The sequence below is a fragment of the Streptomyces sp. MJM8645 genome, assembly GCF_001625365.1.
Lineage (GTDB): Bacteria > Actinomycetota > Actinomycetes > Streptomycetales > Streptomycetaceae > Kitasatospora.
In genome coordinates this window covers 3449811-3471683 of sequence record NZ_LJJF01000001.1, presented here as the reverse complement: position 1 = coordinate 3471683, position 21873 = coordinate 3449811, and the positions used below count along the sequence as shown (strand labels likewise).

The 21873-nt window shown below is 73.0% G+C and carries 21 protein-coding genes and 1 riboswitch; of the genes, 14 read left to right on the top strand and 7 right to left on the bottom strand.

Features of this window, described 5'->3' with window-relative positions:
* Window positions 1–31 precede the first annotated feature (31 nt).
* Entirely contained in the window at window positions 32–466 is a 435-nt protein-coding gene (arfB, locus tag A6F73_RS14780; RefSeq protein WP_063348241.1) for an alternative ribosome rescue aminoacyl-tRNA hydrolase ArfB, read from the top strand.
* Between the two features lie 10 nt (window positions 467–476).
* On the opposite strand, the gene A6F73_RS14775 is transcribed toward arfB, so the two are convergent.
* A complete protein-coding gene (locus A6F73_RS14775) occupies window positions 477–1004 on the bottom strand; it encodes a flavin reductase family protein (protein WP_244293390.1) in 528 nt (175 codons plus the stop codon).
* Between the two features lie 373 nt (window positions 1005–1377).
* Between A6F73_RS14775 and A6F73_RS14770 the strand changes: the two genes are divergently transcribed.
* Both A6F73_RS14770 and A6F73_RS14765 read left to right on the top strand, forming a co-directional pair.
* Window positions 1378–3168 carry a diguanylate cyclase gene (locus tag A6F73_RS14770; protein ID WP_063348239.1) on the top strand — a complete coding sequence of 597 codons (1791 nt, stop codon included), beginning with the start codon at window positions 1378–1380 and terminating at the stop codon, window positions 3166–3168.
* A 90-nt stretch (window positions 3169–3258) separates the two neighbouring features.
* Window positions 3259–4299, top strand: a complete 1041-nt coding sequence (locus A6F73_RS14765) for a hypothetical protein (RefSeq protein ID WP_063348238.1) — start codon at window positions 3259–3261, stop codon at window positions 4297–4299.
* Between the two features lie 98 nt (window positions 4300–4397).
* On the opposite strand, the gene nagA is transcribed toward A6F73_RS14765, so the two are convergent.
* Complete coding sequence (nagA, locus tag A6F73_RS14760) at window positions 4398–5579, bottom strand: N-acetylglucosamine-6-phosphate deacetylase (protein ID WP_063348237.1); 1182 nt, start codon at window positions 5577–5579, stop codon at window positions 4398–4400.
* A complete protein-coding gene (locus A6F73_RS14755) occupies window positions 5576–6523 on the bottom strand; it encodes an ROK family protein (RefSeq protein ID WP_063348236.1) in 948 nt (315 codons plus the stop codon). Before A6F73_RS14755 ends, nagA begins: the two co-directional genes overlap by 4 nt.
* Before the next feature lie 293 nt (window positions 6524–6816).
* Between A6F73_RS14755 and A6F73_RS14750 the strand changes: the two genes are divergently transcribed.
* The gene (locus A6F73_RS14750) at window positions 6817–8097 is read left to right on the top strand and encodes an extracellular solute-binding protein (RefSeq protein ID WP_063348235.1); all 1281 of its coding nucleotides are present in this window, start codon (window positions 6817–6819) and stop codon (window positions 8095–8097) included.
* 49 nt (window positions 8098–8146) lie between these two features.
* Here the strand turns inward: A6F73_RS14750 and A6F73_RS14745 are convergent, their stop codons facing one another.
* Window positions 8147–8497, bottom strand: a complete 351-nt coding sequence (locus A6F73_RS14745) for a cupin domain-containing protein (protein ID WP_063348234.1) — start codon at window positions 8495–8497, stop codon at window positions 8147–8149.
* A 67-nt stretch (window positions 8498–8564) separates the two neighbouring features.
* Here A6F73_RS14745 and A6F73_RS14740 point away from each other — a divergent pair, with 67 nt between their 5' ends.
* Window positions 8565–8825: a DUF3263 domain-containing protein gene (locus tag A6F73_RS14740; RefSeq protein ID WP_063348233.1), complete on the top strand. Its 261-nt coding sequence runs from the start codon at window positions 8565–8567 to the stop codon at window positions 8823–8825.
* Window positions 8826–8855: 30 nt separating this feature from the next.
* Window positions 8856–9695, top strand: coding sequence for a trehalose-phosphatase (otsB, locus tag A6F73_RS14735; RefSeq protein ID WP_063348232.1), 840 nt, complete (start codon window positions 8856–8858; stop codon window positions 9693–9695).
* Between the two features lie 90 nt (window positions 9696–9785).
* On the opposite strand, the gene A6F73_RS14730 is transcribed toward otsB, so the two are convergent.
* Both A6F73_RS14730 and A6F73_RS14725 read right to left on the bottom strand, forming a co-directional pair.
* Window positions 9786–11252, bottom strand: coding sequence for a trehalose-6-phosphate synthase (locus A6F73_RS14730; RefSeq protein ID WP_063348231.1), 1467 nt, complete (start codon window positions 11250–11252; stop codon window positions 9786–9788).
* A gap of 50 nt (window positions 11253–11302) precedes the next feature.
* Window positions 11303–12304: a glucosyl-3-phosphoglycerate synthase gene (locus A6F73_RS14725; RefSeq protein ID WP_244293389.1), complete on the bottom strand. Its 1002-nt coding sequence runs from the start codon at window positions 12302–12304 to the stop codon at window positions 11303–11305.
* 147 nt (window positions 12305–12451) lie between these two features.
* Window positions 12452–12588: riboswitch (SAM riboswitch) on the top strand.
* Window positions 12589–12605: 17 nt separating this feature from the next.
* Between A6F73_RS14725 and thrC the strand changes: the two genes are divergently transcribed.
* The 8 genes from thrC (at window position 12606) to A6F73_RS14685 (ending at window position 19625) form a co-directional block, all read left to right on the top strand.
* Window positions 12606–13886, top strand: coding sequence for a threonine synthase (thrC, locus tag A6F73_RS14720; RefSeq protein ID WP_063348230.1), 1281 nt, complete (start codon window positions 12606–12608; stop codon window positions 13884–13886).
* Window positions 13887–13927: 41 nt separating this feature from the next.
* Window positions 13928–14206 (top strand): MoaD/ThiS family protein, encoded by a 279-nt coding sequence (locus A6F73_RS14715; protein ID WP_063348229.1) that lies wholly within the window; start codon window positions 13928–13930, stop codon window positions 14204–14206.
* A gap of 578 nt (window positions 14207–14784) precedes the next feature.
* Window positions 14785–14988 carry a cold-shock protein gene (locus A6F73_RS14710; RefSeq protein ID WP_030289665.1) on the top strand — a complete coding sequence of 68 codons (204 nt, stop codon included), beginning with the start codon at window positions 14785–14787 and terminating at the stop codon, window positions 14986–14988.
* A 346-nt stretch (window positions 14989–15334) separates the two neighbouring features.
* Window positions 15335–16957 carry a chaperonin GroEL gene (gene groL / locus A6F73_RS14705; RefSeq protein WP_063348228.1) on the top strand — a complete coding sequence of 541 codons (1623 nt, stop codon included), beginning with the start codon at window positions 15335–15337 and terminating at the stop codon, window positions 16955–16957.
* 95 nt (window positions 16958–17052) lie between these two features.
* Complete coding sequence (locus A6F73_RS14700; protein ID WP_063348227.1) at window positions 17053–17409, top strand: hypothetical protein; 357 nt, start codon at window positions 17053–17055, stop codon at window positions 17407–17409.
* A 99-nt stretch (window positions 17410–17508) separates the two neighbouring features.
* A complete protein-coding gene (locus A6F73_RS14695; RefSeq protein WP_079135692.1) occupies window positions 17509–17892 on the top strand; it encodes a PadR family transcriptional regulator in 384 nt (127 codons plus the stop codon).
* Window positions 17889–18881, top strand: coding sequence for a hypothetical protein (locus tag A6F73_RS14690; RefSeq protein WP_159398459.1), 993 nt, complete (start codon window positions 17889–17891; stop codon window positions 18879–18881). Before A6F73_RS14695 ends, A6F73_RS14690 begins: the two co-directional genes overlap by 4 nt.
* A gap of 57 nt (window positions 18882–18938) precedes the next feature.
* Window positions 18939–19625, top strand: coding sequence for a copper homeostasis protein CutC (locus A6F73_RS14685; RefSeq protein WP_063348224.1), 687 nt, complete (start codon window positions 18939–18941; stop codon window positions 19623–19625).
* 57 nt (window positions 19626–19682) lie between these two features.
* On the opposite strand, the gene A6F73_RS14680 is transcribed toward A6F73_RS14685, so the two are convergent.
* The gene (locus tag A6F73_RS14680) at window positions 19683–21734 is read right to left on the bottom strand and encodes an ATP-binding domain-containing protein (RefSeq protein ID WP_244293388.1); all 2052 of its coding nucleotides are present in this window, start codon (window positions 21732–21734) and stop codon (window positions 19683–19685) included.
* Between the last annotated feature and the right edge of the window lie 139 nt (window positions 21735–21873).

Below are 21873 nucleotides of genomic sequence, written 5' to 3'. Positions count from 1 at the left end.
CCGGGCGGTGTGGGCGCGGGATGATGGACGCATGCCCGAGCCCATCCGCGTACGGGGGTCGGTGGTCGTCCCCGACGCCGAGCTCGTCTGGCGCTTCTCGCGTTCCTCCGGTCCAGGTGGCCAGCACGTCAACACCTCCGACAGCAAGGTCGAGCTGCGCTACGACCTGGCGGCGTCCAAGGCGCTGCCCGAGGTGTGGCGCGAGCGCGCGCTGGAGCGGCTGGCCGGGCGGCTGGTGGACGGCCGGGTGCTGGTGATCCAGGCCTCGGAGTTCCGCTCGCAGTGGCGCAACCGGGAGGCGGCCGCGGCCCGGCTGTCGGCGGTGCTGACCGAGGCGTGCGCGCCGCCGCCGAAGTCCCGCCGGGCGACCAGGCCGAGCCGGGGGATGGTCGAGCGCCGGCTGTCCAACAAGCGGCGCCGCTCCGAGCTGAAGCAGGGACGGCAGTCGCCGCGGGGCGGCGAGTAGCCGGGGCGGCTCAGCCGAGGGTGCGGTAGCCGCCGCGGAAGTAGAGCAGCGGCCGGCCGGCCGGGCTGGGCACCGCGGCCTCCAGGACGCGGCCGAGCAGCAGGGTGTGGTCGCCCGCCGGTATCCGCTGCTCGGTGCGGCACTCGACGGTGGCGAGCGCGCCGTCGATCAGCGGGGCGCCGGAGCGCGGGCCGCGGTGGTGCGGGGTGTCCGCGAACAGCAGCCGGTCGCTGAGCCGGCCCTTCATGGCGAAGCGGGAGCCGAGCGCCTTCTGCCCCTCGGTGAGCAGCGAGACCGCCCAGGTGTCGGTGCGGGAGAGCACCTCGTCCATCCGGGAGTCCTCGCGGACCGAGATCAGGACCAGCGGCGGCTCCAGCGACACGGACAGGAAGGACGTGGCGGTCATGCCGACGTCCTCGCCGTCCTCCGGGTCGTGGACGGTCACCAGGCTCACGCCGGAGGCGAGCTGGGAGAGTGCCGCCCGGAACTCGTCGGGCGTGGCGTGGGAGGCAGCTTCGGGCTGCGGGGACGAGTACACGTACCGCACGGTAGTCGGCGGCCGCCGGAATCGGCATCGGGCCGAGGTCGTAGGACCAGCGGCGCACGGGGCGGGGTTGCGGCCGGGTTCGGGACTCACCCTCAGGAGTGAAGCAAGGGGCCTGCCAGGCGGCAGCGGGCTTCAGCGTGAGGCCAATGCGGTCGACCAAAGGAAATATTCCGATAGCGCTCTATGTCCCGCTATGGGGCGGATGAGCTGATTAAGGGTGCATTAGTGTCGTGTGATTTAAGTCACAAGTGATGGCCTATTGCTGACCGAGCGTGCCGAACGCTGTGCTCCCTGTGATTCAGTTCTTCTGGCAATCGGACGATAACCAATCAAGAACTATCCGAAGCAGCCGGGGAGCCCCCGCATGGAAGCCGAGTCGGAGCCGTACGTCCGTCTCGCGACCCTCCGCACCTTGCACCGGGTCGTGGCGGACCTCAACGCTGCCCGCAGCCTGGCGGGCACGCTGCAGGCCGTCGTCGAGGGTGCGGTGCACGGGCTCGGCTTCGACGCCGCCGCGGTCAGCCTGGTCCGCCCGGACGGGGACCTCGTGGTCGCGGCCGTCTGGGAGCTGGAGGAGAGCACCATGGGCGGCCCCTCCGTCCTGCTCGGCCAGGTCGGCTCCCGGGAGTCCTGGGACCGGCTGCTCGGCGTCAGCGACCACTGGGGCACCCTGCGCTTCCTGCCGTACGACCGCGGCTGGGCCGTCGCCAGCGACATCCCGCGCTGGATCGGGGACGGCCCGCTGCCCGTCTACGCCAACGACTGGCACCCCGCCGACGGGCTGCTCGCCCCGATGTACAGCGCCGGCGGCGACCTGCTCGGCGTCCTCTCGGTGGACCGCCCGCGCAGCGGCAAGCGGCCCGGGGCGTGGACCCGCGAGGCGCTGGAGATGTTCTCGCTGCAGGCCTCCATCGCGATCGGCAACGCCCGGCTGCGGGCCGAGATGCAGCGCGCGCTGGCCCGCCTGGAGAAGGAGCAGCAGGCCCTGCGGGCCAGCGAGGAGAGCTTCCGTCAGGCCTTCGAGTACGCGCCCAGCGGGATGGCCATCACCGAACTGCACGGCGCCGGGCGCGGCCAGTTGACCAGGGTCAACGACGCGCTCTGTCGCCTGCTCGGCCGCCCTCGCGCGGTGCTGCGCCAGCAGAGCTTCGCCGACCTCGTGCACCCGGAGGACCGGGCGCTGCTGGAGCGCACCAGCGCCGAGAGCGGCCGGGCGGAACTGCGGCTGTCCCGGCGGGACGGCGGCTACCAGTGGGTGTGCCTGCGCAACTCGATCGTGGCGGACGCGGCCGAGGGCCCGAGCTTCCTGCTCACCCACGTCGAGGACATCGAGGACCGCAAGCGGCACGAGTTCCAGCTCGCCCACCGGGCCAGCCACGACGCGCTCACCGGCCTGCCGAACGGCGCCGAACTGAAGGCCCGGCTGGGTCGCCGGCTCTGCGCCGAGCCGCAGACCGTCGGGGCCCCCGCCGGGCCGGGCGAGCCGGCCTACCCGGCGCCGTACGGCTACCCGGCCGACTCCTACAGCGCGCACGCCGCGTACGACCGGCTGGAGGGCGCGGACCCGTACGGCGGGCCGGTGCACGGCTACGGGACGCCCGAGGGCGGCCCGCCGTACGGCCTCGCCCCGGGCTACGGGGAGCACGTGCACGCGGTGGTCCCGGCCGACCAGGGCCCGGGCGGCGAGGCGTGGTCCGCACCGTTCCGCTCCGGCGTCGCGGCGTCGCTGGACAAGGGGCTCGCGGTGCTCTTCTGCGACCTGGACGGCTTCAAGTCGATCAACGACCGGTTCGGCCACAACGCGGGCGACGCGGTGCTGGTCGAGGTCGCCCGGCGGCTGAGCCAGGCCGTCCGGGACGGCGACACGGTGGCCCGGCTCGGCGGCGACGAGTTCGTCGTGCTGGCCGACGGGATCGGCCGCGAGGAGGCCAAGGACCTGGCCCACCGGCTGCGGGGCGCCATCATCCCGCCGATGCGGATCGACGGCCGGGCGATGCGGGTGGGGGTGAGCCTCGGCGTCGGCTGGGCGGGCTGCGGGATGAGCATCGAGGAGGTGCTGCACACCGCGGACGAGCGGATGTACGACGAGAAGCGGGCCCGGGGCGGCGCGGTGCGCGGCGCGCGGGGCGAGCGCTCGCACCGACGGGCGGGCTGAGCCCGCCGGTCCTGGTTACCCACGGGTTGTCAAGGGCTCTTTTCCGGCTGTCACAAAGGACAGGTAGGGTTCCCGGGTACGACAGCGTCCATGATCTGCGCCGGCGGCCCGCATCCCGGCGGCGCGAACCGGATGGGGGAGTTGACCACCGTGACGACCGCCGGCAACAACGGAGCGCCCGAGGGCGGTGCCCCGCAGGACGACGACCCGTTCGGCTACCTCTACCGCCCGGCGGAGGGTGCCTCCGGGCAGCCGGCCGAGCCACAGCAGGGCGTGCCCCGGACGTCGTACAGCCGTCCGATGGAGGTCGGCCGGGCCCAGTACGGGCAGCAGCCCTACCAGCCGCGGCCGCAGCAGCCCCAGTACGGCCAGCAGGCGGGGCCGCAGCAGGGCTACCCCGGCGGCCAGCAGCCGTACCCGCCGCAGCAACAGCAGCCCGAGCACGGCACCGCGCCCACCCAGCAGACCCGTTACGCCGAGCACTCCCGGCCGCAGCCGGGGGAGGACCGGTCGAGCAGCGGCCGGAGCAAGGGCGCGGTGATCGGCGCGGTCGCGGTGGTCGCGGCCATAGCGATCGGCGCCGGGATCGCGCTCTCCAAGGGCGACCCGGAGGGCGACAAGACCGCCAAGGGCGGCGCCCAGACCACCGCCGCGGCTCCCCCCAGCACCCCGGCGACCGGCAGTTCGTCCCCGACCGCCTCGGCCTCGGCGAGCACCACCGCCCCGGCCGGCCCGTTGACCGTGGACTCGGGCCAGCTCCAGGCCCAGAACGCGCCGTCCGGCAACGGCGTCAAGGGCACCAAGTCCGCCGACGGCAGCTACCTGACGCTCCAGCCGGGCGGCTCGGTGACCTGGAACGGCGAGGTCGCCGCGGCCGGCACCTACAAGCTGAACGTGCACTACAACAACACCGGCGGGGACCTGAAGGGCGCCGCCTCGGTGAACGGCAAGGACTGGCCGAGCGGGCTGCTCTTCAAGAACTACGTGCCCGGCAAGGACCCGGCGTCCTCCTGGTTCAACACCTGGATACTCCCGCAGCTCCAGGCCGGGACGAACAGCATCACCTTCACCGTGCCCTCCGGGTCGATCCTGATCGACCAGATCACCCTCGAACCGAATGCGACCGGCTGACCGGTTGAGCAGCTGACCGGTTGAGCGGCTGAGCCGGAACGCGAGACGGCCGCCCGTCCCCGTGGGGGAAGGGCGGCCGTCGGCGTTCCGGCGCTCCGTCAGGCGGGCTTGACCACGTCGAAGCGCTCGCCGCCGAGGACCCAGCGGCCGCGGCGCATGACGGCGACCAGGTCGTAGCCCTCGGAGTCGAGCACGACCAGGTCGGCCAGCTTGCCCGTCTCCAGCGAGCCGATCGAGTCGGCGAGGCCCAGCAGGCGGGCCGGGGTGGCGGACAGCGACTCGACGGTCTGGTTCAGCGTCAGGCCGTTGACGGTGAGCGAGCGCTTGAAGGCGACGTCCAGGGTGAGCGTGGAGCCGGCGATGGCGCCGCCCTCGACCAGCCGGGCGACGCCGTCCTTGACCTCGACCTGGAGCGGGCCGAGCGGGTAGAGGCCGTCGCCCATGCCGGCCGCGCCCATCGCGTCGGTGATCAGGGCGACCCGGGACGCCCCGGCGGTGCCGTAGGCGAGGTCGAGCACGGACGGGTGCAGGTGCACGCCGTCGTTGATCAGCTCGACGGTGACCCGCTCGTCCTCCAGCAGCGCCACGATCGGGCCCGGGGCGCGGTGGGCGATGCCCGGCATGGCGTTGAAGAGATGGGTGGCGACGCTCGCGCCGGCGTCGATCGCCTCCAGCGTGGTGGCGTAGTCGGAGTCGGTGTGGCCGACGGCGGCGATCACGCCGAGGTCGGCGAGCATCCGCACCGAGTCCAGGCCGCCGGGCAGTTCGGGGGCCAGGGTGACCATCTTCGCGTGGCCGCGGGCCGCGTCGACCAGCTTGCGCACCAGCGCCGGGTCCGGGTCACGCAGCAGGTCGGGCCGGTGGGCGCCGCAGCGGTTGTGGGAGATGAACGGGCCCTCGAAGTGGATGCCGGCCAGCACGCCGTCCTCGACCAGCTCGGACAGCACGGACGCCTGGCGGGCGACCTCGTCGATCTCCCCGGTGACGGTGGACGCGACCGTGGTGGTGGTGCCGTGCTCCAGGTGCGTACGGGCGGCGAGCAGGGCCTCCTCGGCGATGCCGGAGGCGTAGGAGGCGCCGCCGCCGCCGTGCACGTGCAGGTCGACGAAGCCGGGCACGACGGTGTACCCGGTCAGGTCGAGGTCGCCGGGCCCGCTCTCGCCTCCGAGGCCGGCGATCCGGTCGCCCTCGACGGCCAGGCGGCCGCCCTCGACGACGCCGCCGGGCAGGACCAGCCGGGCGCCGGCCAGTGCGGTACGGTCACGGTCCGCGGTGGTCACGCGGTCACCTCCATGGAGAGCAGATCCCAGGCGAGCAGGCCCGCGCCCAGGGACGCGGCGGTGTCTTTGAGCATGGCGGGTACGACCTTCGGGGGCATCTGGAAGGTCAGGCGCTCGGTGACCGCCGTGCGCAGCGGGCCGAAGAGCGTGTCACCGGCCTCGGCCAGCCCGCCGCCGACGATCACCGTGGACGGGTCGAGCAGGCTCTGGGCGAGCACGATCCCGTCGGCGAGGGCGTCGACGGCGCCCTGCCAGACCGCGAGCGCGCGGTCGTCCCCGGCGTCCACCGCGGCGGCGCAGGATGCCGCGTCGGCGTCGGGGTCGCCGCTGGCCGCGGCCCAGGCGCGGGACACGGCGGAGGCGGAGGCGAGCGTCTCCAGACAGCCGCGGGCGCCGCAGCCGCACTGCGGTCCGCCCGGGCGGACCACGACGTGGCCGATCTCGCCGCCGTAGCCGTGCGCGCCGGCCTCGATCCGGCCGCCGATGCCGATGGCACCGGCGATGCCGGTGCCCAGCGCGATGAACAGGAAGCGGTCGACGCCCCGGCCGGCGCCGAGTCGGCCCTCGGCCAGGCCGCCCGAGCGCACGTCGTGGCCGAGTGCGACGGGGATGGCGGCTCCGTCGGGCCCGGCCAGGCGCTCGCCCAGCAGCTTGCGCAGCGGGAGGTCCCGCCAGCCGAGGTTGGCCGAGTAGACCGCGATGCCGTTCCTCTCGTCGATCGTGCCCGGGACGGCGACGCCGGCCGCGAGCGGGGCGACGCCGAAGCGGCCCCGGCCCTCGTCCGCCAGGTCGGCGGCGAAGTCGAGGATGGCGGCGACCACGGCGTCCGTGCCGTGCTCCCGCCCGGTCGGTCGGCGTGCTTCGAACAGCACGGAGCCGTCCTGGGCGAGCAGCGCGGCCTTCATGCCGGTGCCGCCTACATCGAGTGCGATGACGTGCTTCACGGAGGACAGTTTCCCTTGGTCGGGTAGAAGAGGTCTAGTCCAGTTGTCGGATTGGTCTGGTCCAAAGTAGGTGAGCTTTGTCGCAGATGGGGTCGGTGTGAGCGGCTTTGCGTCGGGCGCCTTCCGTTCACCTTCTGTTGCGCATCGTGCAATGACGTCCGCACTTCGATAACTACTCAGCGGGCTCGGCACAGTGGTGTGGACCACCGCCCGGTGGGTTTGGCAGTGTTGCGCCTCCCCCCTCCCGGATTCCCCCGTCCGGTCGCAGTTCTCCCCTGAAGGCGGTACCCGCGTTGAACAGGCGCGCCCACGTTCCCACCCGCGTCCTCGGCACCGCGCTGGCCGGAGCACTGGTACTCACCGCCGTCAGCGCCTGCGGCGGGCAGAACGACGGGCCGGTCACCCTCAAGCTGGTCGCCGCCGACTACGGGGAGAGCGCCGACACCAGCTCCAAGCTCTACTGGGACGAGATCGCGCACGGCTTCGAAGCCGCCAACCCCGGCATCAAGGTCGACGTCGAGGTGGACAGCTGGACCGACATCGGCAAGAAGGTCGACGACATGATCGCGGCCGGCAAGTCCCCCGACCTGCTGCAGACCGGCGGCTTCGCCGACCAGGTCGCGGCGGACCGGCTGTACCCGGCCGCCGACGTGCTCTCGATGGACACCCAGGCCAACTTCCTGGACACCTTCGCGCACGCCGGGCAGGTGCTCGGCACCCAGTACGGCATCCCGTTCGTCTCCTCCTCCCGGGTGCTCTTCTACAACAAGGCCGTCTTCCGCCAGGCCGGCATCACCCAGCCGCCGGCCACCTGGAACGAACTGCGCCAGGACGCCGAGAAGATCAAGGCCAAGGTGCCGGGCGTGACCCCGTACGGGCTGCCGCTCGGGCCGGAGGAGGCACCGGCCGAGTCCATGCTGTGGACGCTGAGCGGCGGCGGCAGCCTCTCCGACGACGTCGGCAACTACACCATCGACAGCACCCAGAACCAGGCCACCTTCAGCTGGCTGAAGAACAACCTGGTGGCCACCGGGCTGACCTATCCGGACCCGGGCAAGATGAACCGCACCCCGGTCTTCCAGGACTTCGCGGCCGGGAAGGTCGCGATGCTGAACGGGCACCCGACGCTGCTGCGGATGGCCACCGCCGGGAAGATCGACTTCGGGACGGCGCCGATCCCCAAGAAGGACGGCGTGGGCAAGACCGGCAGCCTCGGCGTCGCGGACTGGATGATGGCGTTCAAGGCCAACGGGCACAAGAACGAGATCAAGAAGTTCCTGTCCTTCGCCTACTCCCGCGAGTTCCAGCTGAAGTTCGACGAGCAGTACAACCTGCTGCCGGTCACCCAGGACGCGTTCAACCAGATGACGTCCGACCCGAAGCACGAGGATCTCAAGCAGTTCGCGGTCGGGCTGACCAACGCCAGCTTCTACCCGTTCGGGGACCCGGCCTGGGGCGACGTCAGCAACCGGATCAAGGCCGGGATCGGGCAGGCCGTCACCGGGGACCCGAAGCAGGCGCTCGCCGGGCTGCAGGACGCGGCGGTCAAGGAGGCGGCCCGGGTCCGCAGGTGAACCCGGGCCGGGGCGCTCTTCAGGGGCGGGGGCGTCAGGGGCGGGCTCGTCAGGGGAGCGTGATGGCGTAGGCCTTGCGGAGCGTCTCGTGGACCGTCCAGGTGGTCCGGTCGCCCTCGCGCAGCACGGCGCAGTCGCCCGGGCCGACCTCCAGGGTCGGGCCGCCCTCGACCTCGATGGTCGCCCGACCGCTGAGCACCACGAACAGCTCGTCGGCCTCCACGTCGGTGACCACGCCCGGGGTGATCTGCCAGATGCCGCGCAGCTGGCGGCCGTCGGGGGACTCGGAGAGGACCAGGCCGGAGACCTCCGGGGTGCCGGAGACGATCTGGGCCGGGTCGAGCGGGTCGGGTTCGAGGTCGGCGGTGGGGATGTGCACGGCGAAGCTGGGCGTGGTCATACCGCCGACGCTAGCCGGGGCGGCCGGGCGCCGGAGGGCGCACAGTGTGTCCGGCTCACGCGGGAGAATGACACTCCGTAGTGATGGCGGAGGTGTCCTGGTGGGTGAGCTGAGTGAGCGGGACCTGGCGGTGCTGGCCCTGGAGGGGCGGCAGTGGCGGACGGCCGGGGCCAAGGAGCGGGCGATCCGGGAGGAGCTGGGGCTCTCCTCCACCCGGTACTACCAGCTGCTGAACGCGCTGCTGGACCGGCCGGAGGCACTGGCGCACGCCCCGGTGCTGGTGAACCGGCTGCGCCGGATCCGGGAGGCCCGGCGGTCCGCGCGGTAGCGGGAGGGGGCCGCGGGGTAGGGCTCGGGCATGGGCTTTGACGAGAAGTGGGTGCCGGTCACGGCTGCCGGGCGGGACGGGCTGCGGGCGATCCTGGCGGCGCCGGGCGAGGCGGTGATCGCGCTGGACTTCGACGGGACGCTGGCGCCGATCGTGGCGGATCCTGATCGGGCGCGGGCGCATCCGGGGGCGGCGGCCGCGCTGCGGGCGCTGGTGCCGGCGGTGCGGGCCGTGGTGGTGGTGACCGGGCGGCCGGCCGCGCTGGCGGCGGAGTACGGCGGCCTGGACGGGCTGCCCGGGGTCGTGGTGCTGGGGCACTACGGCGCCGAGCGCTGGGAGGGCGGCGAGGTGACCGCGCCGCCGGTGCACCCCGGGGTGGCCGGGGCGCGGGCGGCGCTGCCGGGCCTGCTGGCGGCGGCGGGGGCGCCCGAGGGGACGTGGCTGGAGGACAAGGGGCGCTCGCTGGCGGTGCACACCCGGCGCACGGCGGCGCCCGAGGAGGCGCTGGAGCTGCTGCGGGCGCCGGTCGGCGAGCTGGCGGCCGGGCACGGGCTGGTGGTGGAGCCCGGGCGGCTGGTGCTGGAGCTGCGGCCGCCGGGGGTGGACAAGGGCGCGGCGTTGACCGGCTTCCTGCGCGAGCGCGGGGCCGGCTCGGTGCTGTACGCGGGGGACGACCTGGGGGACGTGGCGGCCTTCGCTGCGGTGGAGAAGCTGCGCGGCGAGGGGGTGGCGGGGCTGCTGGTGTGCAGCGGCGCGGTGGGGGACGCGCCGGTGCGCGAGCTCGCCGACCGGGCGGACCTGGTGGTCGCGGGCCCGGCCGGCGTGGTGGAACTGCTCGCGGCGCTCGGCGCGGCCGTCGGCGCTGGCTGAACCGGGCGGCAGCGTGTTGAGCGGGCCGGTTCAGCGCGCGTCGAGCCGGCTCAGAGCGCGTCGAGCCGGTTCACAGCGCGCCGAGCCGGTTCACAGCGCGTTGAGCTGGTCGAGGAACCACTGCTGCGGGGGCAGCGCGGTGGCCGCCGCCACGAGGCGCTTGGTGCGGTCGGCGCGCTCCTCCTCGGGCATGGTGAGGCCGGCGTGCAGGGCGTCGGCGGTGGCGATGACGTCGTACGGGTTGACGGTGAGCGCGTCCTCGGCGAGTTCGGCGTACGCGCCGGCCTCGCGGGAGAGCACCAGGGCGCAGCCGTGGTCGGACACCACCGGAACCTCTTTGGCGACCAGGTTCATGCCGTCCCGGATCGGGTTGACCAGGGCCACGTCGGCGAGCCGGTAGGCGGCCAGGGAGCGCGGGAAGTCGTCGTCGACGTGCAGGATCAGCGGCTGCCAGGCGGGGGTGGCGAACTCGGCGTTGATGTCCTCGGCGAGCCGTTGGACCTGGGCGGTGTAGGCGCGGTACTCGGCGAGGTCGGTGCGCGAGGGGTAGGCGAAGGCGATGTGCACCACCCGGTCGTGCCATTCGGGGCGGGTGCGCAGCAGGTGCCGGTAGGCCTGGAGGCCGCGGACGATGTTCTTGCTCAGCTCGGTGCGGTCGACCCGGACGATGGTGCGGCGCCCGCCGACGGCCTCGCGGAGGGCGGCGAGGCGTTCGTCGACGTCCGGGCGGTGGGAGCGTTCGCGCAGGAAGTCGGCGTCGGCGCCGAGCGCGTGCACGCCGAGCCGGGTGGTGCGGCCGGCGTGGGTGACGGTCATGGCGTCCCGGTCGACCTCGGCACCGAGCAGGTCGGCGCAGCAGTCGGCGAAGGCCAGCGCCCAGCGGCGGGTCAGGAAGCCGGCCCGGTCGGCGCCCAGGATGCCGGTGAGGACGGCCTCGGCGACGTCGTCGGGCAGCAGCCGGAAGTACTCGGGCGGGGCCCACGGGGTGTGCGAGAAGTGGCCGATCCGCAGGTCGGGGCGGGCGGCGCGGAGCAGGGCCGGGGTCAGCGAGAGGTGGTAGTCCTGGACCAGCACGGCGGCCCCGGGGGCGGCCTCGGCGGCCAGTGCCTCGGCGAAGGCGGCGTTGTAGGCGCGGTAGGCGGCCCACTCGGTGCGGAACCCGGCGTCGAAGGCGGGGGCGGTGGGGGTGGCGTAGAGCAGGTGGTGGACGAACCAGAGGGTGGAGTTGGCGACGCCGTTGTAGGCGCGGGCGAAGGTGTCGGGATCGATGTCCAGCATGCGGACGGCCTGGCCGCCCACGTCGTGCCCGGCGAGGTCGAGGCGGCCGTCCGGGGCCTCTCTGGCGGCCTGTCGGTCGGCGGCGCCGAGGGCGGCGCAGACCCAGACGGCGTCGGGGTCGTCGATGGCGGAGAGGCCGGAGACCAGGCCTCCGCCGCCGCGGCGGAGGGTCAGCGTGCCGTCGTCCGCGGTGCTGAACGACACCGGTCCCCGATTGGAGGCCACCAGGACGGGGGCGGTGCCGGTCGCACTCGAACGTTCGGTCGTGAGATCGCCCATGGTTGGTACGTTGCCTGGGCTCCGGAGCGGCAAACCCTTTCGGTGGGTGTTCAGTGTCGGGTCGCGTACTCGGGCACGGTGTGCATGGGCGGGCGTTCCAGGGCGGTCACCGGGTGGGTGTGGGCGGTGAACTCCCGGCTCTGCGGGTCGCGGGTGAACTGGGTCAGCAGCGGGTGGACGAGGTCGGCCGAGGCCTTCAGCCGGTGGGTGCGGTCGAGGCGTTCGAGGGCGGTGCGGTAGATGGTGGCGGCCATCCGGCCGAGGGCCTGGCCGTCCTGGTGCCGGTGGTGCCGGACGCCGACGTCCACCTGGGCCAGGGCGTCCAGCCCGACCGTCTCCAGCGCGTCGACCAGCAGGCCGAGTTCGACGCCGTAGCCGGTGGGGAAGGGGAGCCGTTCGAGCAGCGCGCGGCGGGCCGCGTACTCGCCGCCGAGCGGCTGGACGAAACCGGCGAGTTCCGGCCAGTGCAGGTTGAGCAGCGGGCGGGCGACCAGTTCGGTGACCCGGCCGCCGCCGGCCGGGACCACCGCCCCCTCCGTCTCCAGCGGCCGGTCGTACATGGCCTTGACCAGCTGGATGTCCGGTTCGGTGAGCAGCGGGCCGAGGATGCCGGAGACGAAGGCCGGGTCGAACTCGCGCAGGTCGGCGTCGACGAAGCAGACGATGTCGCCGCGGGTGACCAGCAGCGAGCGCCAGAGCACCTCGCCCTTGCCGGGGACGGCGGGCAGCCGGGGCAGGATCGCGTCGCGGTACTCCACCCGGGCGCCGGCCCGGGCGGCGACGGCGGCGGTGGCGTCGGCCGAGCCGGAGTCGATGACGACGAGTTCGTCGACCAGCGGGAGGCGCTCCATCAGCTCGCGGCGGATGGTGCGGACGATGTCGCCGACGGTGGCCTCCTCGTCCAGCGCGGGCAGCACCACGCTGACCGTGTGGCCGGTCCGGCGCTTGGCCTCCAGCAGGGCGTGCACCGGCCGGTCGACCGCGCTCCACGAGCGGCGGCGCAGCCAGGACGCCGCCTGCGGGAGCAGCGCGGGGGTCGGTTCGGCGGGCACGGGACTCTCCTCGGCGGGGTCGGTGGGACGCGCCATCTCGCGTGGCGGACGATCCCGTTCGGGGTTGACGCCTTCGGATACAGTCTTCGTACAGCGGCCGGACCTTTGCACGTCGGGGTCGCCGTTGAGCACCACCACAATTTCACAAGCTCATCCAGAGGGACTGAGGGAACGGCCCGTTGACGTCCCGGCAACCTTCTCGCGCGGCTGTCTGTCGACAGGCCCCGGCGGGACAGGTGCCAATTCCGGCCTGTGGCGCGACCGTGCCACGGGGAAGATGAGGAGAGAGGCCTCCGCCATCATGGCTATCGACACTGTCGCACCCGCATCCGTGGACCTCGGCCCCGCCACCGCGCTGTCCTGTCGGGAGTGCGGCACCCGCTTCCCGCTCGGTCCGAGCTTCGCCTGCCTGGAGTGCTTCGGCCCGCTGGAGATCGCGTACGACTTCGGCAGCGAGGGCGCCGAGGAGCTGCGCCGCCGGATCGAGGCCGGCCCGAGTTCGATCTGGCGCTACGCGCCGCTGCTGCCCGTCCCGGCCGACGTCGCCACCAAGCCCAACCTGAACCCCGGTTGGACCCCGCTGGTCAAGGCGGACAACCTGGGCCGCGAGCTGGGCTTCACCGCGCAGCTGCACATCAAGGACGACTCGGGCAACCCGACCCACTCGTTCAAGGACCGCGTGGTGGCCTGCGCCATCGAGGCCGCGCGGGCCTTCAACTTCACGACGCTCTCCTGCTCCTCCACCGGCAACCTGGCCGGCGCGGTGGGCGCGGCGGCCGCCCGGGCCGGTTTCAAGTCCTGCGTGTTCATCCCGCACGACCTGGAGCAGGGCAAGGTCGTCATGGCCGGGGTGTACGGCGGCGAGCTGGTCGGCATCGAGGGCAACTACGACGACGTGAACCGCTTCTGCTCGGAGCTGATCGGCGACCCGGCCGGCGAGGGCTGGGGCTTCGTCAACGTCAACCTGCGCCCCTACTACGGCGAGGGCTCCAAGACGCTGGCGTACGAGATCTGCGAGCAGCTCGGCTGGCGGCTGCCGGAGCAGATCGTCATCCCGATCGCCTCCGGCTCCCAGCTGACCAAGATCGACAAGGGGCTGCAGGAGCTGATCAGGCTCGGCCTGGTCGAGGACCGGCCGTACAAGGTCTTCGGCGCCCAGGCGGCGGGCTGCTCGCCGGTGTCGGCGGCGTTCAAGGCCGGCCAGGACGTGATCCGCCCGGTCAAGCCGGACACCATCGCCAAGTCGCTGGCGATCGGCAACCCGGCGGACGGCCCGTACGTGCTGGACATCGCCCGGCGCACCGGCGGCGCGGTCGAGGACGTCACCGACGCCGAGGTGGTGGACGCGATCCGGCTGCTGGCCCGGACCGAGGGCGTCTTCGCCGAGACCGCGGGCGGGGTGACCGTCGGCGTGCTGAAGAAGCTGGTGGAGACCGGCCAGCTGGACCCGGCCAAGGAGACCGTCGCGATCAACACCGGCGACGGCCTGAAGACCCTGGACGCCGTCGCCGGGGCCGGGATGACCGCCGTCATCCGCCCGACCCTGGCGTCCTTCCACGACGCCGGCCTCGCGTCCGCCTGAAACACCCCCCACCCCGCTGGGTCGCACCCGCTAGGAGAACCATGAGCGCCAACGTCCGTATCCCCACCATCCTGCGCACCTACACCGGCGGCGCCGCCGAGGTGGCCGCCGAGGGCGCCACCCTGGGCGAGGTCATCGCCGACCTGGAGAAGAACCACGCGGGGATCGCCGCCCGCATCCTGGACGACGCCGGCAAGCTGCGTCGTTTCGTCAACGTCTACGTGAACGACGACGACGTGCGCTTCGCCGAGGGCCTGGCGACCGGGATCGCGGCCGGCGCCAGCGTCTCGATCATCCCGGCGGTGGCCGGCGGCTGCTGAGCCGCGCCCCGATCCGGGCACTCCGCCCGAGCCGTTCGTCCGACCGGCCGTTCGCGCGTACGGAATTCCGTTCTCCGTACGCACGGACGGCCGGCCGCATTTCGGCGGGAATATGGCGGGGTCAAGTCGGAGTAGAGTGTGGCTCGGTTGGGAACAGGGCTTCCCCTCATCCTCACCCGCGAATCGCCGGACGGTCGTCCGGCCGCTGAGACCGGTCGGATGCCTGGGCCGTGAAACATGTCAGGCAGATGTCAGAATTCCCGCGGGGATTTGTAGTAATCCGTCCGCTATGTCCGGCGTGAAATGCCGAATTCCTCCCGCTTTCGCCCGTCCTGCCCCTTGGTGCGGTGCCGGAATTCCCCGCAGCTGACCCTGTTGCAGAGGGCGTCGATCCGGATACATTCAGCCGCGGTCGACGTAATCACCCGCTCACAGGGCGCCGTCAGGCACCCCCGGCGGAGGACTGCGGCGTGCACGGCTGTGCCCAGGGGGGGTTCCCCGGGCCGGCCTTCAAACCAGACCCGGGCCCGCGACCTGCGGGCGCGTGAAGGGCCAGCACAGCACTAGGGGAGTTCGGAATGGCTCAGGGCACCGTCAAGTGGTTCAACGCGGAGAAGGGCTACGGCTTCATCGCGGTCGACGGTGGTGCGGACGTCTTCGTCCACTACAGCGCGATCCAGATGGACGGCTACCGCACCCTCGAGGAGGGCCAGCGGGTCGAGTTCGAGATCTCCCAGGGACAGAAGGGCCCGCAGGCGGACATGGTCCGCGCCGCGGTGTGACCCCCTTCCGACCCCAGGAGCTCGGCGCGGCCCACGGCTGGTGACCACTCGCTTCTCGACGGGCCCGTACGACACACGTCGTGCGGGCCCGTCGGCGTTCCCCGGCGGGGAGTTGCGCGGGTCGGCGGGAGCGCCCCGGACGGCTCGCGGGATCGCGATTGGGCTTGCACTCGACCACCCGGAGTGCTAATCATTGGCGTTAGCACTCACAGCGTGAGAGTGACAGCGGACCGGGTCGGTGAGGCCCCCGGGAGCGGTAGGGGAAAGGACCCCCGCACACCAGGGCCGTCCGTCGCGGGCACCCCTTGGTCCGAGCAGTCGACCGTGTCCCGGAGGACCACTTCTGATGGCCAAGATCATCGCCTTTGATGAGGAAGCTCGCCGCGGCCTTGAGCGTGGCATGAACCAGCTCGCCGACGCAGTGAAGGTCACGCTCGGCCCCAAGGGTCGCAACGTCGTGCTGGAGAAGAAGTGGGGCGCCCCCACGATCACCAACGACGGTGTCTCCATCGCCAAGGAGATCGAGCTCGAGGACCCCTACGAGAAGATCGGCGCGGAGCTCGTCAAGGAGGTCGCCAAGAAGACCGACGACGTCGCGGGTGACGGCACCACCACCGCCACCGTGCTCGCCCAGGCCCTGGTTCGCGAGGGTCTGCGCAACGTCGCCGCCGGCGCCAACCCGATGGCCCTGAAGCGCGGCATCGAGAAGGCCGTCGCCGCCGTCTCCGACCAGCTGCTGGCCCAGGCCAAGGACGTGGAGACCAAGGAGCAGATCGCCTCCACCGCCTCCATCTCGGCCGCCGACACCCAGATCGGCGAGCTCATCGCCGAGGCCATGGACAAGGTCGGCAAGGAAGGCGTCATCACCGTCGAGGAGAGCAACACCTTCGGTCTGGAGCTTGAGCTCACCGAGGGCATGCGCTTCGACAAGGGCTACATCTCCGCCTACTTCGCGACCGACCTGGAGCGCATGGAGGCGACGTTCGAGGACCCGTACATCCTCATCGCCAACTCCAAGATCGGCTCGGTCAAGGACCTGCTGCCGCTGCTGGAGAAGGTCATGCAGAGCGGCAAGCCGCTCGTCATCATCGCCGAGGACGTCGAGGGCGAGGCCCTGTCGACCCTGGTCGTGAACAAGATCCGCGGCACCTTCAAGTCCGTCGCCGTCAAGGCCCCGGGCTTCGGCGACCGCCGCAAGGCCATGCTCGGCGACATCGCCATCCTCACCGGTGGCACCGTGATCTCCGAGGAGGTCGGCCTCAAGCTGGAGAACGCCGGCATCGACCTGCTGGGCACCGCCCGCAAGGTGGTCATCACCAAGGACGAGACCACCATCGTCGACGGTGGCGGTGACAGCGAGCAGGTCGCCGGCCGCGTGAACCAGATCCGCGCCGAGATCGAGAACAGCGACTCGGACTACGACCGCGAGAAGCTCCAGGAGCGCCTCGCCAAGCTGGCCGGCGGCGTGGCCGTCATCAAGGCCGGCGCGGCCACCGAGGTGGAGCTCAAGGAGCGCAAGCACCGCATCGAGGACGCCGTCCGCAACGCGAAGGCCGCCGTCGAGGAGGGCATCGTCGCCGGTGGTGGCGTCGCGCTGCTGCAGGCCTCGGTCGCCTTCGACAAGCTGGAGCTGGAGGGCGACGAGGCCACCGGTGCCAACATCGTCAAGGTCGCGCTGGAGGCCCCGATCAAGCAGATCGCGACCAACGCCGGCCTGGAGGGTGGCGTCGTGGTGGAGAAGGTGCGCAACCTTCCCGCCGGTCACGGCCTGAACGCGGCCACCAACACCTACGTCGACCTGATCGCCGAGGGCATCATCGACCCGGCCAAGGTGACCCGCTCCGCGCTGCAGAACGCCGCCTCCATCGCGGCGCTGTTCCTCACCACCGAGGCCGTCATCGCCGACAAGCCGGAGAAGGCCGCTGCGGCCGCCGGCGGCGGCATGCCGGGCGGTGACATGGACTTCTGATCCTGATCGCACCGATCGGATCAGTTGGTTCCTGATCGTGTGGGCGGTCCCCTTCGGGGGGCCGCCCACACGGCGTTCTACCGGAGAATGGACAGATGGCTTCCGACGACATCGAGACCGCGCTGCACAACGCGCGGGCGCTGATCCTGGCCGACCTCACCGCGCGGGACGTGGCGGACGCCGCCGTCGTCTCCCTGGTGGAGCAGGCCGTGACGCACCGCCGCTGGTGGCTGGAGCAGTGGCCGGACGGCACCGAGTACGTGCTCGGGCTGGTCGCCCAGGACGTCCAGGACGCGCTGCTGGAGGCGTACGGGCGCTGGCCGCTGTGCACCGCCTGCGCCGCCGACGGGGACCCGCACGCGCTCGGCGTGGAGCCGGAGCTGGGGCCGGAGCCGCACTGGGTGTGCGGCAAGCAGGGTGCGGTGGTCGCGCCGGTGGGGGAGCTCTCCTAGCCCGCTCCTGGTCCGCTCGTAGCCGGCTCGTGGTCCGCGTGGTGGACCGGGCGGCGGGAGTACTGGACCTATAGGTAGGTTGACGATATATGTAGTCGTATGACTGAACGCTCGATGCAGGAGCCGACGCTGCTGCTGCTCACCGCCCTGGCGGACGCCCCGAGACACGGCTACGCCCTCATCCAGGAGATCGCCGCGATCTCCGAGGGCCGGGTCAAGATGCGCACCGGCACCCTGTACGGCGCCCTCGACCGGCTGCTCCAGCAGGGGCTGATCGAGGTCGCCGCGGAGGAGGTCGTGGACGGGCGGGCGCGGCGCAGCTACGCGCTGACCAGCGTCGGCCGGGAGGCGCTGGCCTCCGAGGCGGAGCGGCTGCGGGCCGTCGCCACCGAGGCGGAGCGCCGTCTCGCGAACGTCCTGTCGGCGCTGCAGGGAAAGCCGGAGCCGGAGGGGAAGTCGATGATGAGGGGGTTCTTCGCATGACCACACCCATGACCACGCCGACGATGGGGGCGCCTTCGACCGCGCTGCGGGCGGCGCTGCAGTTCTACCCGCCGCGCTACCGCCGGGAGCGCGGCGAGGAACTGGCCGCGGTGTTCGCCGACACCACGGCGGAGGCCGGCCGCTCGGCCGTCGCCCGCGAGGCGTTCGACCTGGCCGCGTACGGGCTGCGGGTGCGGCTCGGGCTGACCGGCTCCTCGCTGGCCGGGCGGGTGCTCGCGCTGGCCGCGCCGATGGTCGCCGGGGCGCTGGCCGGTGCGGCCCTGGTGCCGTGGGTGAGCGATGCGGAGCGGGCCGCCCATCGGCTGACCTGGGACGACTCGTACCTCACGTACGCCCTGACCATCGCGCCGCCGGTGATCGCGCTGCTGCTCGCGGTGGCCGTCGTGACGGGGCGCTGGACGGCGGTGCGGGTCATCTCGCTGGTCCAGGCCGTCTCCGCGCTGTTCGTGCTGGCGAAGGCCGTCGTGCTGCCGCCGGAGTTCGACCTCTGGGGGGTGGGGGACAGCAGCGTGGCCACCATGCCGTTCGTGCTGGGGGCGCTGCTGCTGGCCGCGGCGCCGACGGAGTTGCTGCCCAGGGCCTCCTGGCGTTCCGGCGGGCTGGCGCTGGCCTCGGTCCTCGGGGGCGGGCTGCTGGTGGCGCTCCAGCACTGGGGCGACTCGACCTTCCCGCTGGACATGCAGTGGTTCGCGGTGCTGCTGATCGGGCCGCTGCTGCTGACCTTCACCGCGCTGCGCGGCCGGGTGCTGCCGGCGGCCGTCGGGGTCGCGGTGCTGTCGCTGACGATGTTCGCGGGCCTGTTCAACATCTGGCGCGAGGGCCGCGGGTTCTGGCACGTGCTGCCGATGGCGGCGCCGGTGCTGTTGCTCCTGGTGGCGGCCGCGGTGGCGGTGCGCCGGATCGGGACCGGCGACGGGCTCGGCGGACGGTTCGGCGGGGGCTCCGGGAAGGGGCGCAGCCTGGCGTGACCCGGGGGCTGGGGCGAAGTGCTCGCCGGGTCCGGCCGGATGTGGCAACCTACTGATATGTCTAGACCAATTTTCGAAGTCATCGCGCTGACGCCCCAGGACGCCCAGGCTGCCGAGTCGGGCGGCGCCGACCGGCTCGAACTGGTCACCGACATGGCCGCGGACGGGCTCACCCCGCCCGTCGAGGACTTCGCCCGGATCCGGGCCGCCGTCGACATCCCGCTGCGCGTCATGCTCCGGATCCAGGACGGCTTCGCGCCCGGCGGCCTGGACGAACTGGCCGCCCGGGCCGCCGCGTTGCGGGCCGAGGGCGCCGAGGAGTTCGTCTTCGGCTTCCTCCACGCCGATGGCGCCGTCGACCTGGCCGCCACCGCCGCCGTCGCCGAGGCGGTGGCCGGCTGCCGCTGGACCTTCCACCGGGCGATCGACCACAGCGCCGACCGGGCCGCCCTGCGGGCCGCCGTCGGCGCGCTGCCCGGGCTGGACACCTTCCTCACCTCGGGCGCGCCTGCCGGCGTCGACGCCGGGCACGAGGTGCTGCTGGCGGACCTGGCCCGCGCGGGCGAGCCCGGGTACGGGCAGCGGATCCTGATCGGCGGCGGCCTGCGGGCCGAACACCTGAAGGGGCTGCGGGCCGAGGGCTTCGACGGCTTCCACGTCGGCGGCGCGGTGCGGGCCGACGGCTGGCGGACGCCGGTGGACGCGGCCAAGGTCGCCGAGTGGCGGGCGCTGATCGACGCCTGAGCGCGCGTGGCGGGCGGGGGCCGGTCCCGGTGGGGCCAGCCCCCGCTGCCCGGTTCCTCAGTGCAGCTGCGCGGGCAGCGGCTCGCCGTGCAGCACCGTCAGGCCGGAGACGGCACGGGTGAGCGCCACGTACAGCCGCCGCAGGCCGGTCCGCTCGTCCGGCTCGCCCGCGACCACCGCGGCCGGCTCGTCCAGCACCACGTAGTCGTACTCCAGGCCCTTGGCCAGCGAGGCCGGGACGAGCGTCAGCCGGGCCTCGGCGCTGGTCTCGGCGCCGGGGGACAGGTACGGCAGGCCGGCCGCGGTCAGCGCCTCGGCGAGCGCCGGGATCCGGGCGTCGGCGGCGATCAGCCCGGTCGAGCCCTCGTGCTCCAGCGCCTCGCGGCAGGCCGCCAGGACGGCGGGCACGGCCTCCCCGTCCGGGAGGCGGCGGATCGTCAGCGAGCCGGGGGCGTCGCGCACGGAGGTCGCCGGGGCCAGGCCCGGGGCGATCGCCGGGAGCAGCCGGGAGGCGTACGCGATGACCTCCTCCGGCACCCGGAAGCCCTTGGTCAGCTCCTCGACGTGGGCGTCCGGCTTGCCCAGGTGGCGCAGCGCGTCCGGCCAGCTCGCCGTCGCCCACGGGGTGGTGCCCTGGGCGAGGTCGCCGAGGACGGTCGCCGAGCCGGTCGTGCAGCGGCGGCCGACCGCGCGGTACTGCATCGGGGAGAGGTCCTGCGCCTCGTCCAGCACCACGTGCCCGAGCGAGGGGGTGCGCTGCACCAGGTCCGTCGCCTCGTCGACCAGGACGGCGTCGGCCTGCGTCCAGCGGGCCGTCTTCACCGAGCGGCCCGGCTTGGGCCACAGCACCGCCTGCTGCTCCTCCGGGGTCAGCACGCCCTCCGCGCAGGCGGCCAGGAACTCCGGGTCGGAGAGCAGCCGCAGCACCAGCTTCGCCGGATCGACCGCCGGCCAGCACTCCTTGGCCACCGCCTTGACCGCGGCGTTGCGGGCCACCGCGTCCTGCACCCGGTCGTCGGGGGCCTCGCCGGACTGTTCCATCTTCAGCAGCACGGTGTGCGCGATCCGCTGCGGCAGGGCGTCCCTGGCGGCGCCGTAGCGCACCTCGCGGCCCTTCAGCTCCTCGATGATCGCGGCGAGTTCGTGCGCCTGGACGCGCCAGCGGCGGGAGCCGCGGACCACCACGCAGGGCTCGGTGGGCAGCGCGATGCCCGCGCGCACCGCCCGGCGCAGCACCTCGGCCATCCGGGCGTCGCCCTTCAGCCGGGCCGCCTGCGGGTCGTCCTCGCCGCGCACCTCGACGTGCCCGACCAGCTGCTGCACGGTCGCCTGGGCGACGTCCAGCTCGCCCAGGGCCGGGAGCACCTGCTCGATGTAGGAGAGGAAGGCGTTGTTCGGCCCGATCACCAGCGTGCCCGTCCGGGCGAGGCGCTCACGGTGCGCGTACAGCAGGTACGCGACGCGGTGCAGGCCCACGGCCGTCTTCCCGGTGCCGGGGGCGCCCTGGACGCAGATGGTGCCCGTCACGTCGGAGCGGACGATCTCGTCCTGCTCGGGCTGGATGGTGGCGACGATGTCGCGCATCGGGCCGACGCGGGGCTTCTCGATCTCGGCGGCGAGCAGGGCGGAGGCGCTGTCCGCCTCCGCCGGGTCGCTCAGGTGCTCGTCCTCGTAGGCGGTGAGCTCGCCGGCGGTGTAGCCGAAGCGGCGGCGGCGCTCGACGTCCAGCGGCTCGGTGCGGGTGGCCCGGTAGAACGGCTGGGAGACCGGCGCGCGCCAGTCGATCACCATCGGGTCGCCGTCGGCGTCGTGGACGTGCCGGCGCCCGATGTAGAAGTTCTCGCCGCCTCCTCCTTCGCTCAGCTCCTCGCTGATCGCGTGCAGGTAGTCCAGGCGGCCGAAGAACAGCGGGGTGTGCGAGAGGTCGGCGAGGGCGGCGATCCGGGCCTCGATCTGGTTCTGGAGGACGGCGGCGGACACCCAGGTGCCGGTCACGTCGCGCAGGTCCAGCGACTGGACGTCCTCGCGCATCGCTCGCAGCGCGGACCGGGACGCGGCCAGGTGGTCGCGTTCGCGCTGGAGGGGGTCGGTGGTGGGGGTGGCGGGCACAGCGAACCTTCCCGGCTGCGCCGGAACCGGGCGCAGCGGATCGATGGAGCTCACGGTGGGTACGGCCGACCGGTTGCCGTGCGGTCGGCGCCTCCCCCGGCTGCCTGCGCGACTTCAGCAGGTACCACGGTTCGGGAGG